This window comes from Sphingomonas sp. 179-A 2A2 NHS (assembly GCF_045371305.1).
Taxonomy (GTDB): domain Bacteria; phylum Pseudomonadota; class Alphaproteobacteria; order Sphingomonadales; family Sphingomonadaceae; genus Sphingomonas.
Map to the genome: position 1 here is coordinate 116,921 of NZ_JBIQDE010000001.1, position 12,232 is coordinate 129,152.

The 12,232-nt window shown below is 63.8% G+C and carries 11 protein-coding genes; 7 read left to right on the forward strand and 4 right to left on the reverse strand.

The features are described from left to right. Positions 1–28: 28 nt before the first annotated feature. Positions 29–1,360 carry a methylenetetrahydrofolate--tRNA-(uracil(54)-C(5))-methyltransferase (FADH(2)-oxidizing) TrmFO gene (gene trmFO / locus ACH0AE_RS00590; protein ID WP_294443156.1) on the forward strand — a complete coding sequence of 444 codons (1,332 nt, stop codon included), beginning with the start codon at positions 29–31 and terminating at the stop codon, positions 1,358–1,360. A 112-nt stretch (positions 1,361–1,472) separates the two neighbouring features. On the opposite strand, the gene ACH0AE_RS00595 is transcribed toward trmFO, so the two are convergent. Together ACH0AE_RS00595 and ACH0AE_RS00600 are read right to left on the reverse strand one after the other, a co-directional pair. Further along, positions 1,473–1,958, reverse strand: coding sequence for an EF-hand domain-containing protein (locus tag ACH0AE_RS00595; RefSeq protein WP_294443155.1), 486 nt, complete (start codon positions 1,956–1,958; stop codon positions 1,473–1,475). A 24-nt stretch (positions 1,959–1,982) separates the two neighbouring features. Beyond that, positions 1,983–2,645 carry a hypothetical protein gene (locus ACH0AE_RS00600; protein ID WP_294443154.1) on the reverse strand — a complete coding sequence of 221 codons (663 nt, stop codon included), beginning with the start codon at positions 2,643–2,645 and terminating at the stop codon, positions 1,983–1,985. A gap of 80 nt (positions 2,646–2,725) precedes the next feature. Here ACH0AE_RS00600 and ACH0AE_RS00605 point away from each other — a divergent pair, with 80 nt between their 5' ends. The 3 genes from ACH0AE_RS00605 to ACH0AE_RS00615 are packed head-to-tail and all read left to right on the forward strand — an operon-like array spanning position 2,726 to position 5,990. Beyond that, positions 2,726–4,741, forward strand: a complete 2,016-nt coding sequence (locus ACH0AE_RS00605) for a pilus assembly protein (protein ID WP_294443152.1) — start codon at positions 2,726–2,728, stop codon at positions 4,739–4,741. Next, positions 4,738–5,328 carry a TadE/TadG family type IV pilus assembly protein gene (locus tag ACH0AE_RS00610; RefSeq protein WP_294443151.1) on the forward strand — a complete coding sequence of 197 codons (591 nt, stop codon included), beginning with the start codon at positions 4,738–4,740 and terminating at the stop codon, positions 5,326–5,328. The genes ACH0AE_RS00605 and ACH0AE_RS00610 overlap by 4 nt, the downstream gene beginning before the upstream one ends. 44 nt (positions 5,329–5,372) lie before the next feature. Continuing rightward, the gene (locus ACH0AE_RS00615; RefSeq protein ID WP_294443150.1) at positions 5,373–5,990 is read left to right on the forward strand and encodes a histidine kinase; all 618 of its coding nucleotides are present in this window, start codon (positions 5,373–5,375) and stop codon (positions 5,988–5,990) included. Positions 5,991–6,014: 24 nt separating this feature from the next. On the opposite strand, the gene ACH0AE_RS00620 is transcribed toward ACH0AE_RS00615, so the two are convergent. Together ACH0AE_RS00620 and pdhA are read right to left on the reverse strand one after the other, a co-directional pair. Continuing rightward, entirely contained in the window at positions 6,015–7,454 is a 1,440-nt protein-coding gene (locus ACH0AE_RS00620; protein WP_294443149.1) for a pyruvate dehydrogenase complex E1 component subunit beta, read from the reverse strand. A gap of 1 nt (position 7,455) precedes the next feature. Then, a complete protein-coding gene (gene pdhA / locus ACH0AE_RS00625) occupies positions 7,456–8,499 on the reverse strand; it encodes a pyruvate dehydrogenase (acetyl-transferring) E1 component subunit alpha (protein WP_294443148.1) in 1,044 nt (347 codons plus the stop codon). 142 nt (positions 8,500–8,641) lie between these two features. Here pdhA and ACH0AE_RS00630 point away from each other — a divergent pair, with 142 nt between their 5' ends. The 3 genes from ACH0AE_RS00630 to ACH0AE_RS00640 all read left to right on the forward strand — a co-directional run bounded on the left by ACH0AE_RS00630 (position 8,642) and on the right by ACH0AE_RS00640 (position 12,201). Next, positions 8,642–9,934: an MFS transporter gene (locus tag ACH0AE_RS00630; RefSeq protein ID WP_294443147.1), complete on the forward strand. Its 1,293-nt coding sequence runs from the start codon at positions 8,642–8,644 to the stop codon at positions 9,932–9,934. Then, positions 9,931–10,851: a cysteine synthase A gene (gene cysK, locus ACH0AE_RS00635; RefSeq protein WP_294443146.1), complete on the forward strand. Its 921-nt coding sequence runs from the start codon at positions 9,931–9,933 to the stop codon at positions 10,849–10,851. The genes ACH0AE_RS00630 and cysK overlap by 4 nt, the downstream gene beginning before the upstream one ends. 285 nt (positions 10,852–11,136) lie before the next feature. Then, on the forward strand, positions 11,137–12,201 hold the full coding sequence (locus tag ACH0AE_RS00640) for a cell wall hydrolase (RefSeq protein ID WP_406875373.1): 1,065 nt from the start codon (positions 11,137–11,139) through the stop codon (positions 12,199–12,201). The last annotated feature ends 31 nt before the right edge of the window (positions 12,202–12,232 follow it).

Genomic DNA, 12,232 nt, shown 5'->3' on the forward strand with positions numbered 1-12,232 from the left:
CGTATTCGGCCCGCCTAAACGCCCCTCCATGACTTACGACATCCACGTCATTGGCGGCGGCCTCGCCGGAAGCGAAGCCGCGTGGCAGCTCGCCGAAGCCGGCTTCAAGGTCCGCCTGTCCGAAATGCGCGGCTCGGGAGAGAATACCCCGGCGCATCACACCGATCATCTGGCGGAGCTCGTCTGCTCCAACAGCTTCCGGTCGGACGATGCCGAAAGCAACGCCGTCGGCCTCATCCACCAGGAAATGCGCGCGCTTGGCTCGCTCATCCTGCGGGAGGGCGATGCGCACAAGGTGCCGGCCGGCTCCGCGCTGGCGGTGGATCGTGATGGCTTTTCCGCCGGCGTCACCGCCGCGCTCGCCGCGCATCCCAACGTCACGATCGTGCGCGAGCGGGTCGATGCGTTGCCGGAAGGGCCCGCGATCATCGCCACCGGGCCGCTGACGGCGCCGGGCCTGTCGCAGGCGATCGCCAGTGAGACGGGGAAGGACGCACTCGCCTTCTTCGATGCCATCGCGCCGATCGTGTACCGCGATTCGATCGACATGGAGAAAGCGTGGTTCCAGTCCCGCTGGAACAAGGGCGACGGCACCGATTACATCAACTGCCCGCTCAATCGGGAGCAATATGAGGCGTTCGTCGAAGGGCTGCTCGCCGGCGAGAAGAGCGTGCCGCGCGAATGGGAGAACGTGCCCTATTTCGAAGGCTGCATGCCGATCGAGGTGATGGCGGAGCGCGGGCGCGAGACGCTGCGCTTCGGCCCGATGAAGGGCGTCGGCCTCGATGATCCGCGCACTGCGACGCCGGAACACCCCAATGGCCGCTGGCCCTATGCCTGCGTCCAGCTGCGGCAGGACAATGCCGCCGGCACGCTGTGGAACATCGTCGGGTTCCAGACGAAGCTTAAACATGCCGAACAGGTGCGCCTGTTCCGCACCATCCCGGGGCTGGAAAAGGCGGAGTTCGCCCGGCTCGGCGGCCTCCACCGCAACACCTTCCTGCGCTCGCCCGAGCTGCTGGATCCGGAGTTGCGGCTGAAGTCCCGCCCCAACGTCCGCTTCGCCGGTCAGATCACCGGCTGCGAAGGCTATGTCGAAAGCGCCGCCATCGGTCTCCTGGCCGGCCGCTTCGCGGCGGCCGAGCTTGGCGGCCGCCCGATGATACCCCCGCCGGTGGAAACCGCGCTCGGTGCGCTGTTGAACCACATCACCTTCGCCGCGGTGGCGGAAACGTATCAGCCGATGAACGTCAATTTCGGCCTCTTCCCGCCGATCGAGGGGCGCACGAAGAAAGCGGATCGCAAGAAGATGTACACCGACCGCGCCCGCACCGCGCTGGCCGAATGGATGGCCGCCTGACGGCCCCGGTGCGCCCTCACCCCGGCGCGCCGGGTCAAGGTCGAGGGCGGCCGCCTGTCAACCGCGTTCGTCCCGAGCATCGCCGAGGGACGTGAAGTGCTAGCCCCCGCGCTTAGCTGTCGTCATCCGCGCTGCGCACCGGCGGGCACTCGGGTTTGCGCGCCGATCGCAGCGGGGTCTTGCGCTTCACCGCCGTGGTGGCGAACTCCGCCCGGTCCATGGCGCCCGATTTGTCTCGGTCGGCGCTGGCGAACTTGGCGGTCGTCTTGGCCGCCCATTCCTCGAACGACAGCCGCCCGTCGCCATTGGTGTCGAGCTTCGCAAAAGCCTTGCGACGCGAGGCGAGATATTCCTCGCGCGTGATGCTGTCGTTGCGATCCTTGTCGTATCGGTCGAAGCGCTTCTCCTCCCGCGTCCGCGCGCTGGCTTCCGGCACCGGCGCATCGGCCACTTCGTTGCCAGCAGTGCGCTGCGCCGAGGCGGGCGGCGGCGGTGCGGACGGGATGATCGGGTCGCTCGTCGCCCGGGTCGAAAACAGCATCCAGCCCGCCGCCACCATCAGCAGCGCCGCGACACCCCCTGCCAGATACCGCCACATGCCCCTCTCCCCCTGTGGAGCCCGTTACCGCCCCGTCAATCGATGCCACGCCAGCCGCGCTACCCGCGCCGGCGCCCCAACCGGTCGCTCGCCCGCCAGGTCCGCCCGCGCGACATGCACCAGTGCCCCCAGGAAGCGCCCCGCCGAACTCCAGCGCTGCCCCGCCGCCCGCGCCAGCAACGGCGCCGCCAGGGCCCGCGACCGGCTCGCTACCGCCGGATCAGCCGTGATGCCGGCCAGATCCGCCAGCGCCCAGCCAGCGCCAGCGTCGGCGACGTTGTCTGCAGCGCCAGCCAGCCGCCCCGCCTCCCGGAACACGCCCGCCCGCGCGGTCGCAAACGCCATCAACGCTGCGTCGTCCGTCTCCCCAAGCAACTGTTCCCAACCCACCTCAGTGGCGGCAAGCGCCGCGCCATCCGCCCCTGCCTCGGTCAGCACCTGGAGGATCGGCTGCGCGGGTGCCGGCGCTGCATGGAGCGCCATCAGCGCCTCGTACCACCAGGTCAGTCGCAGCTGCGCCACCATCGGATCGCGCGTGCCGAGCGCCAGCTTCGCCAGCGTCGCATCCAGCGCGAACACCGCAAGCACCCCCTCGCGCCCGGCCGCCGGCGCATAGCCGAGCGCAAGCGCGCGCTCCGGATGGCCGCCTCCAGGGTCGATCCCAAAGGTTCGAGGGTTGTTAACCATGTCGCTTGATCGTAGTTTAGAAGCTGCACGTCATAACAGCCCGCTAGAACATAAACAATATTTGCGGGGACAGGGGCAACATGAAGCCGTCGGGCGTTGCGCCAAAGACTTTTCTCAAGCGACTTGGGCAAGACACGCGGGGCAATGCTCTGGCGATCATGGCCATCGCAACTATCCCCGTCACGGCCCTCGCCGGTTCGGCGATCGATACCTCGCGAATGTATTTCGTGAAGGTGCGCCTGCAGCAAGCTTGCGATTCCGGTGCCCTGGCCGGCCGCAAATTCATGGTCGACACCACGTATTCCGCCGATGCGAACCAGAAAGCGGAAATGTTCTTCGACAATAATTTTAAGGTCGGGGTGTTTGGTACAAAGTCCCGCACTCGCATATTCTCCAAGACGTCGGACAATCAGGTGCGCGGAACCGCATCCGCGGTCGTGCCGATGACGCTGACCAAGATGATCGGCGCCGGCGACGCCACGATCAATGTCACCTGCCAGGCGAAGCTCGACATCCCGAACCTCGACGTGATGTTCGTGCTCGACACGACGGGATCGATGGGCCTGACGAACCCGTCCGACAGCGTCAGCAGGATCAGCGCGCTTCGTTCCTCCGTCGTCAGCTTCTATGACGCGCTAGAGGGATCGAAGACCAATTCGAGCCAGATCCGCTACGGGTTCGTGCCCTATTCCTCGACCGTCAACGTCGGCATGCTGCTGAAGCGCGACTGGATGGTCGACAGTTGGACATACCAGTCCCGCGCTCCTGCCGACATCACGGAGAAGACGAACACCTCGACCCAAGGCGAGTGGAATGCGTCAACCTATAGCGGCTGGACGACCTTGTCCGGCAGCACCGAGACGTTCGTGACCTATGGCCTGCCGGAGAATTGCTTCGCGCCGCCGAACACGCAGAAGACCGCCAGTTCTTCGACCAGCTGGACCACCAACCCGAACGGATCACAGGGTCGAACGACGACTGAGACAATTACCGGGAGCAGCTTTTCCGCGAATTTGTCGAACGGCGTCTGCAAAATCACGGAGACGCGGTACAACAATCTGAAGCGCAGCCGCGTCGAGACCCGCACCAAGAACCCGAACTGGGGCAGTACATCAAGTTCCACGGCCAAGACCTATTGGTGGAACTATCAGCCGGTAACGTTCGACGTCAGGGGGCTGAAAGGTAATGGCGGCTCCGGCCTGATGGCGGGCGGCACCTTCCAGGCGATGATCAATGGTGGCAACGGCTCCCAATGGTCGAACCGTGCGATCACGTGGAACAGCTCAAGCGCCTGCATCGAAGAGCGGGCCACCGTGCGCCAAAGCGATTATCCGAGCATCCCTACTGACGCTTACGATCTCGATGTCGATATGGTGCCCAGCGCCAGCGATCCTGCCACCCAATGGAGGCCCTGGCTTCCGCAACTCGTCTATGCGCGCAGCTACACAAGCTACTCGAACCCGACGACCTCAACCGCCAATTGGCCCGCAGACACGATGAAGGCCGTGCGGCACAACGGCAATTACATCAACCTCAGCAACTATCCGAATGATTATGCTGCCTGCCCATCCGCGGCGCAAAAGCTTGCCGCAATCAACAAGGGCACGCTCACCTCATATTTGAATGGATTGAAGGTCGCAGGGCGCACATATCACGACATCGGGTTCCTCTGGGGCCTACGCCTGCTGTCGCCCGACGGCCTCTTCGCCTCGGAGAACACGACTGCCCCAAATGGCAGCGCGATCGCCCGTCACGTCATCTTCATGACCGATGGCAAGACGGAAACAAACTTCGGCGATTATGATGCTTACGGACTGGCGGGCATCGATCGTAGGCGCACCGACGCCTCCCGACTGCCTTATGGCGACTCCGAACAGAATACGCTGGTCGAGAAGCGGCTGACCGCGCTCTGCCAGGTGGCGAAGAACAAGAACATGACAGTGTGGGTGATCGCGTTCGGCACGTCACTCACGCCCCTGCTCAGCGATTGCGCGTCCTCGGAGAGCAACTCGTTCGAGGCGAAGAATGCCGCCGAGTTGAACAGCGCCTTCGCCAACATAGCGTCGAACATCGCGAAGCTTCGGGTGTCGGAGTGAGACATATCACTCCAAAGCGCCTGACCGCGGACAGCCGAGGCGTAACGATCGTCGAGTTCGCGCTGGTCGCGCCGGTGATGCTCCTCCTCCTCATGGGTGTGATGGACCTCTGCTACCGGCTCTACGTCCAGTCGATCCTGACGGGCGCCGTGCAACGCGCGGGGCGCGACAGCGGGCTTGAGACCGGCTTGTCCAAGGTAACCGAGATTGACGCCCGCGTCGTCTCATCGGTTCGGGCTGTCGCGAAGGATCTCACGTGGAACAGCCAGCGGTCCGCCTATTCCAATTACACCGCGATCGGCCCGGAGCCCTTCACCGATACCAATGACAACAAGGTCCGCGATCCGGGCGAGTGTTTTGCCGATCTCAACGGCAACGCGCAGTGGGACGCCGACCCCGGAAAGACCGGCCAAGGCTATGCCAATGACACCGTCGTCTACACGATGAACATTCGCTATCCGCGGCTTTTCCCGCTGGGAAAGATGCTTGGCCTCCCGCCGAACCAGGACGTGTCCGCATCGACACTGCTGAAGAACCAGCCGTACGACAAGAGCAGCAACTCAACTCCGGCAACGATATGCACGTGATACAGACGTTCCGCAGCCTCCGGCGGGATCGCCAGGGCCTTGCGATGCTAGAATTCGCCCTGACGCTGCCAATCCTCGTGCCGGTCGGCCTCTATTCGATCGAGCTCGCCAATTTCGGCATAACCCAGATGAAGGTCAGCCAACTCGCCCTGGTTTTGGCCGATAACGCCTCCCGCGTCGGCGCTGATACGTCGCTGCAGACGCAGGAGCTGCGCGAGGTCGACATGAACGACGTTCTGCAAGGCGCGCGTCTGCAGGGTCAGGCGATGGGAATCACTCAGACGGGGCGGATCACCGTGTCGAGCATCGAGACAACCAACTCCGGCGGCCAATATATCCATTGGCAGCGCTGCGTCGGTCTAAAGCGGGGTGCGAACTGGGACTCGTCCTATGGCAACGAAGGCGATGGCAAGTCCGCCTCATATTCCTTCACCGGTATGGGGCCGGCCGGCGCCAAGGTCATCGCACCGCCGGGATCGGGCGTGATCTTCGTGGAGATCAACTACGATTATCGCCCGCTTGTCTCGAACTACTTCATTGGCGAGACGCGGCTGCACCATATCGCAAGCTTCATCGTTCGCGACAAACGTGACTTCGGCAAGGGCATCACCAATCCCAGTCCGGCCGCACCGCGCATGACGTGTGACAAATACACGGCATGACGCAGCCGGACTGGGAGTGGTACATCAGCCCCGATAGGTTACCTTGCGAACCGCCTCGACGATCTTCTCGGACGAGACGAGCGCCAGCTTCTCGAGGTTTGCGGCATAGGGAAGCGGCACATCCTCGTTACATACGCGCATCACCGGGGCATCGAGATCGTCGAAGCCTTCCTCCATGCAGATCGCGATGATCTCGCTGGCGATCGAGCAGGTCGGCCAGCCTTCCTCAGCCACCACCAAGCGGTTGGTTTTGGCGAGGCTCTTGAGCACCGTATCCTTGTCGAGCGGACGCAGCGTGCGAAGGTCAATCACTTCGGCTTCTACACCCTCGCCTGACAGCTGCTCAGCGGCTTCAAGCGCCAGGCCGACCCCGATCGAATAGCTGACGATCGTCACGTCCTTGCCCTCGCGCATCACGCGCGCCTTGCCGATCGGCAGTACCCAGTCGTCGAGCTTGGGGACTTCGAACGAGCGGCCGTAGAGCAGCTCGTTTTCGAGGAACACTACAGGGTCCTCGCTACGGATGGCGGCCTTCAGCAGGCCCTTTGCGTCCGCAGCATCATACGGCGCGATGACGATCAGGCCCGGCACGCTAGCGTACCATGGGCCGTAGTTCTGGGAGTGCTGCGCCGCGACACGGCTGGCGGCACCGTTCGGCCCGCGGAAGACGATCGGGCAGCGCATTTGCCCGCCAGACATGTAGTTCGTCTTCGCAGCGGAGTTCACGATGTGGTCGATCGCCTGCATCGCGAAGTTGAACGTCATGAATTCGACGACGGGCCGGAGGCCGCCCATTGCCGCGCCTGTGCCGACGCCGGCAAAGCCGTACTCGGTGATCGGCGTATCGATAACACGGCGATCGCCGAACTCGTCCAGCAGCCCCTGCGTCACCTTGTACGCGCCCTGATACTGCGCGACTTCCTCGCCCATCACGAACACGCGCTCGTCAGCGCGCATTTCCTCGGCCATCGCATCGCGAAGCGCCTCGCGGACGGTCACCTTCACCATCTCGGTGCCTTCGGGGATCGCCGGATCGGTCACTTCAGCGTCGTGCCTCGCCGCCTCGAACATCTGCCGGGCGCCCGTCTCGACCTTCTCCTGCGCCGGGTGCGCGGAGTCCTCGACCTCGTCAGGCTTCTTCTCGTCTGCCTTCGCTTCAGGCGCCGCGGTGTCTTCCTTGGTCGCAGCCGGATCGCTGGTGCCCGCAGGGGCTGCGTCAGCGCCCTCGCCCTCCAGCTGCATGATCACCGTGCCGACCTTCACGTTGTCGGTGCCCTCGGCAACAAGGATCTTGCCGACGACACCTTCGTCGACTGCCTCGAATTCCATCGTCGCTTTGTCGGTTTCGATCTCGGCCATGATGTCGCCGGACTTCACGGTGTCGCCTTCCTTGACGAGCCACTTGGCGAGCGTGCCCTCCTCCATGGTGGGGGAGAGCGCCGGCATCTTGATGTCGATCGCCATCTCAATACTTCTCCACCAGCACGTCGGTATACAGTTCCTTGGGATCGGGTTCAGGGGTGCTCTCGGCGAAATCCGCGGACTCGTTCACAACCTTGCGGATTTCGGTCTCGATCGCCTTCAGCTCGTCTTCCTTGACGCCCTGCGCATCAAGCAGCTTCTTCACGTGCTCGATCGGATCGGACTTGTCGCGCACCGCCTGCACTTCCTCGCGGCTGCGATACTTGGCCGGATCCGACATGGAGTGACCGCGGTAGCGATAGGTCTTCATCTCGAGGATGATCGGCCCCTTGCCGGCGCGCACCCAGGCAAGCGCCTCTTCGGCCGCGCCGCGTGCGGCCAGCACGTCCATGCCGTCCACCTGGATTCCCGGGATGCGGAAGCTCTCGCCACGCCGATACAGCTGGTCCTCGGCGGAGGCGCGGTTGACGCTCGTGCCCATCGCGTACTGATTGTTCTCGATGACGAAGATCACGGGCAGCTTCCACAGCTCCGCCATGTTGAAGCTTTCGTACACCTGCCCCTGGTTCGCTGCGCCATCGCCGAAATAGGCAAGGCAAACGCCGCCATCGTTATTGTACTTGTGCGCGAAGCCGAGGCCCGCGCCGAGCGACACCTGCGCTCCGACGATGCCGTGCCCGCCGTAGAACTTATGCTCGACGCTGAACATGTGCATCGAGCCGCCCTTGCCCTTCGAAATTCCGGCCTGACGCCCGGTCAGCTCCGCCATCACGTCCTTGGGCGGGATACCACAAAGCAGCATGTGGCCGTGATCGCGATAGCCGGTGATAACCGAGTCCTTCTCGGTCAGGGCCGATTGAAGGCCGACGGCGACTGCTTCCTGGCCAATATAGAGGTGGCAGAAACCCCCAATCAGGCCCAGACCATAAAGCTGTCCCGCCTTCTCCTCGAAGCGGCGGATCAGCAGCATGTCCTTGTAGAATTTAAGCAATTCGTCTTTCGAGGCCGTATAGGGCTGCGGCTCGTTCGGGCGCTCGCGGTTGGAGACGGGGGGTTCGGCGCTCTTCGCGCGGGCTGTTCTTGCCACGGGGGTTGACCTCGTAGGTTCCTGGGGAAGGGGAGCAGCCGCCTATAGGCCCGGAAACGGTGACGGCGCAATTCCTCGCCAATGCCTCGCATAGATCGGGTTTCTTGTGTGTGGCCTTCAGCCGCCCTAAGCCACGAGCCGCATGTCGACCTCTGTCCATCCGCTCAGGATCTCGAACTATCGCAGCTACTGGCTGGCACGGCTGGCAAGCACGATCGCGCAATCTGCACTCGCGATCGTCCTGGGATGGCAGGTCTACAGCATCGCGCGAGAGACAATGGACATCCGAGAGGCAGCGTTCCTCCTCGGTATGATCGGCCTGGCGCAGTTCTTGCCATTGTTTCTCCTCACGCCCGTCGTGGGCCTGATTGCGGATTCAATCGATCGCCGGTGGATCGTTCGCGGCACCACGACCTTGCTCGCCGCGACGACCGCGATGCTCGGCTTCGCCACCTGGGAGGGGTGGCTCGGGCTGCCGATCCTGTTCAGCGCGGCTGTGTTCGTGGGTGTGGCGCGCGCCTTTGCCGGCCCGGCCTATTCCGCGCTCGCGCCCAATCTGGTTCCGCGCGAAAGCCTGCCGACGGCAATCGCGCTGGGCTCGATCGCGATGCAGGTTGGCTTCATCGCGGGACCGAGCGTCGGCGGGCTACTCTTCGCAATCGGGCCGATCGTGGCGTATTGCGGCATGACGCTGTTCTTCGGCGTCGCACTCCTCCTGCTCCTCACCATCGGCCGGGTGCCGCAACCAGCCGCCCAGAAGGACCGTCGCCCCCTCGCCCGCATCGCCGACGGCTTCGCCTATGTGAAGCGCAACCGCCTCGTGCAGGCGGCGATCACCCTGGACCTGTTCGCCGTTCTGCTTGCCGGCGCGACCGCCCTGCTTCCGATCTACGCCCGTGACATCCTGCATGTCGGCCCGACGGGTCTTGGCTTCTTGGCCGCAGGCATGGGCATCGGCGCATCTGCGACCGGCATCTTGCTGTCGTTCCGCCCCATGCGCACCGATGTCGGCCGCAAGATGTTGATCGCGGTGGTCATCTTCGGGCTTGCGATCCTCACCTTCGGCATCTCCAAGAACTTCTTCCTGAGCCTCGCCGCACTGATCGTCGCGGGAAGCGCTGACATGGTATCGATGTACGTGCGCGGCTCGCTGATCCAGCTTCACACGCCGGACGAGATGCGCGGCCGCGTGAGCGCGGTAAGCCAGCTCACTATTTCGGCGTCCAATGAACTCGGCGAAGCGGAAAGCGGCCTCATGGCTTCGCTGCTTGGGCCCGTAGGCGCCGTGGTGATCGGCGGTGTGGGGGCAATCGCCGTCACGTTGCTATGGTCACGGCTCTTCCCGGAACTGAAAAACGCCCGAACCTTTGACCCACCAGAGACACCTCTTTCGGTTATCCCACCCGAAACCCAGCACGGAGTGAGCCAGCCATGAAGGCGAACACGATCCTCGACACGATCGGCAACACGCCGCACATCCGCGTCCAGCGGCTGTTCCCCGGATCCGAAGTGTGGATCAAATCAGAACGGTCGAACCCGGGTGGTTCGATCAAGGACCGCATCGCGCTTGCCATGATCGAGGCGGCGGAAGCGTCGGGCGAGTTGAAGCCTGGCGGCACGATCATCGAACCGACCAGCGGCAACACGGGTATCGGCCTTGCCATGGTCGCGGCGGTGAAGGGCTACAAGCTCATCCTTGTCATGCCGGAAAGCATGTCGCTCGAACGTCGCCGGCTGATGCTGGCCTATGGCGCCACGTTTGACCTGACGCCGCGTGAAAAGGGCATGAAGGGCGCGATCGAACGGGCGCTGGAGCTGGTGTCGACCACCCCTAATGCGTGGATGCCGCAGCAGTTTGAGAATGCTGCCAACATCGACGTCCATGTGCGCACGACGGCGCAGGAGATTCTGAACGACTTCCGCGACGCGCCGATCGACGTTCTGATCACCGGCGTCGGCACTGGTGGCCATATAACCGGCGTCGCGGAGACGCTGAAGAAGGAATGGCCGGATCTGAAGGTCTATGCAGTCGAACCGGCAGCCTCGCCGGTGATCGGCGGCGGCCAGCCCGGCCCGCACCCGATCCAAGGCATCGGCGCTGGCTTCATTCCGGCGAACCTGCACACCCAGTCGCTTGACGGCGTGATCGAAGTCGACGCCGCGGTCGCCAAGGACATGGCACGTCGTGCCGCGCGTGAGGAAGGCATGCTGGTCGGTATTTCGTCGGGCGCCACGCTCGCGGCGATCCTCCAGAAGTTACCGGATCTCGCGGATAACGCGCGCGTCCTTGGTTTCAACTATGACACGGGTGAGCGCTATCTTTCCGTGCCGGACTTCCTGCCTGAAGCTTGATCGGAAATGCCGTGTCGTCGCCCGGCGACACGGCGGAACCGGATCATAATGGTACCAGCCGCCATTGATGCCACTTCGCCCGGCTCGTAATTTCCATTAAGCGCCCGCGCCGTGACTAAGCTGCGCCCGCTTCATTTTCTTCTTGGCCTGATCGCAATCGTCGCGCTTGTTGCGCCGCTTGTCGTCGTGCACCTCATTCCTACCGTTGCGCGCGAGGCCGGAGTTCCCGCGCTGGCCAAGAAGCGCATCATTCCGGCGCGCGTTGCGCCGCCACCGGTCGAACCCGTGGAATTTGCGGCGATCAATCCGGAAGACGCCCGCGCGATCAACGCTGCGGTTCCCTTCGTCAAAGGCCCGGTGCCGCCTGCTAGACCCTTCCACTTCATCGGCGGGGCCGCAGACTTCAGCCGGGCGACCGACTGCCTCGCGGCAGCGGCTTATTATGAAGCCGGCGATGATGCGGTTGGCGGGCAAGCGGTTGTCCAAGTCGTGCTTAATCGACTGCGACATCCAGCGTTTCCGAAGACGGTGTGTGGTGTCGTATTCCAGGGATCGGAGCGTTCCACCGGCTGCCAATTCACCTTCACCTGCGATGGCGCTTTGGTACGCCAGCCTTCAGCGGCCGCCTGGACTCGCGCTCGCGACATCGCAACCAAAGCGTTGCGCGGCGCCGTTTACAAGCCGGTCGGCTGGGCGACGCATTATCATACGGACTGGGTGGTGCCGTACTGGAGCACCAGCCTCGACAAGATTGCCGAAGTCCACACCCATTTGTTCTTCCGCTGGACGGGCTGGTGGGGCACCGGCCCGGCCTTCAACCGCGGGCAGCAGCCGGGCGAAATGGCGATCGCGAAGCTCGCTGCAGTATCGGATGCGCACCGGCTCGCACTTGGCGCGGGAGACGGCGACACGGCGGTGGCCGAAGCCGTGCCGTTCTTTGGCCGTACGCCGCTGCCGCTCGCGAGCGACCAGAGCACGTTCCTGACCATGCTGAACCCGGCGCAGGCGGACAGCTTCACCGGCATGGCTCTTGCCTCCTGCGCCGAGCGGCCGCGCTGCAAGTTCATGGGGTGGACGGAGCCGAACGCAATGGCTTTTACCCTTCCTCTGACGCCCGAGCAGCTGAACGCCATGTCGTTCAGCTACATCCGTGATCGAAGCAGCGGCTTGGAGCGTACGCTCTGGAATTGCGATGAGTTCAAGAAGCGTTCGCCCTGCATGAAGCGGATGACGCTGCGCGCGAACCCGGTCCCAAAGGAAGAAGGTCGCGGACCGACGGAGTTGGACGGTGTGCGCCGCAAGTCCGATCTCGGTGAAACCGGGACGCAGAACAGCACCGGAGTGGAGTGACGCCCTGCTGCAGCGTCATTGCGCAAGTACA

What these genes read in the sequence shown, in the direction of transcription:
- trmFO (WP_294443156.1), top strand. Translation starts at nt 29, where the DNA reads ATGACTTACGACATCCACGTCATTGGCGGCGGCCTCGCCGGAAGCGAA.
- ACH0AE_RS00595 (WP_294443155.1), bottom strand. Translation starts at nt 1,958, where the DNA reads ATGTGGCGGTATCTGGCAGGGGGTGTCGCGGCGCTGCTGATGGTGGCG.
- ACH0AE_RS00600 (WP_294443154.1), bottom strand. Translation starts at nt 2,645, where the DNA reads ATGGTTAACAACCCTCGAACCTTTGGGATCGACCCTGGAGGCGGCCAT.
- ACH0AE_RS00605 (WP_294443152.1), top strand. Translation starts at nt 2,726, where the DNA reads ATGAAGCCGTCGGGCGTTGCGCCAAAGACTTTTCTCAAGCGACTTGGG.
- ACH0AE_RS00615 (WP_294443150.1), top strand. Translation starts at nt 5,373, where the DNA reads ATGCTAGAATTCGCCCTGACGCTGCCAATCCTCGTGCCGGTCGGCCTC.
- ACH0AE_RS00620 (WP_294443149.1), bottom strand. Translation starts at nt 7,454, where the DNA reads ATGGCGATCGACATCAAGATGCCGGCGCTCTCCCCCACCATGGAGGAG.
- ACH0AE_RS00630 (WP_294443147.1), top strand. Translation starts at nt 8,642, where the DNA reads ATGTCGACCTCTGTCCATCCGCTCAGGATCTCGAACTATCGCAGCTAC.
- cysK (WP_294443146.1), top strand. Translation starts at nt 9,931, where the DNA reads ATGAAGGCGAACACGATCCTCGACACGATCGGCAACACGCCGCACATC.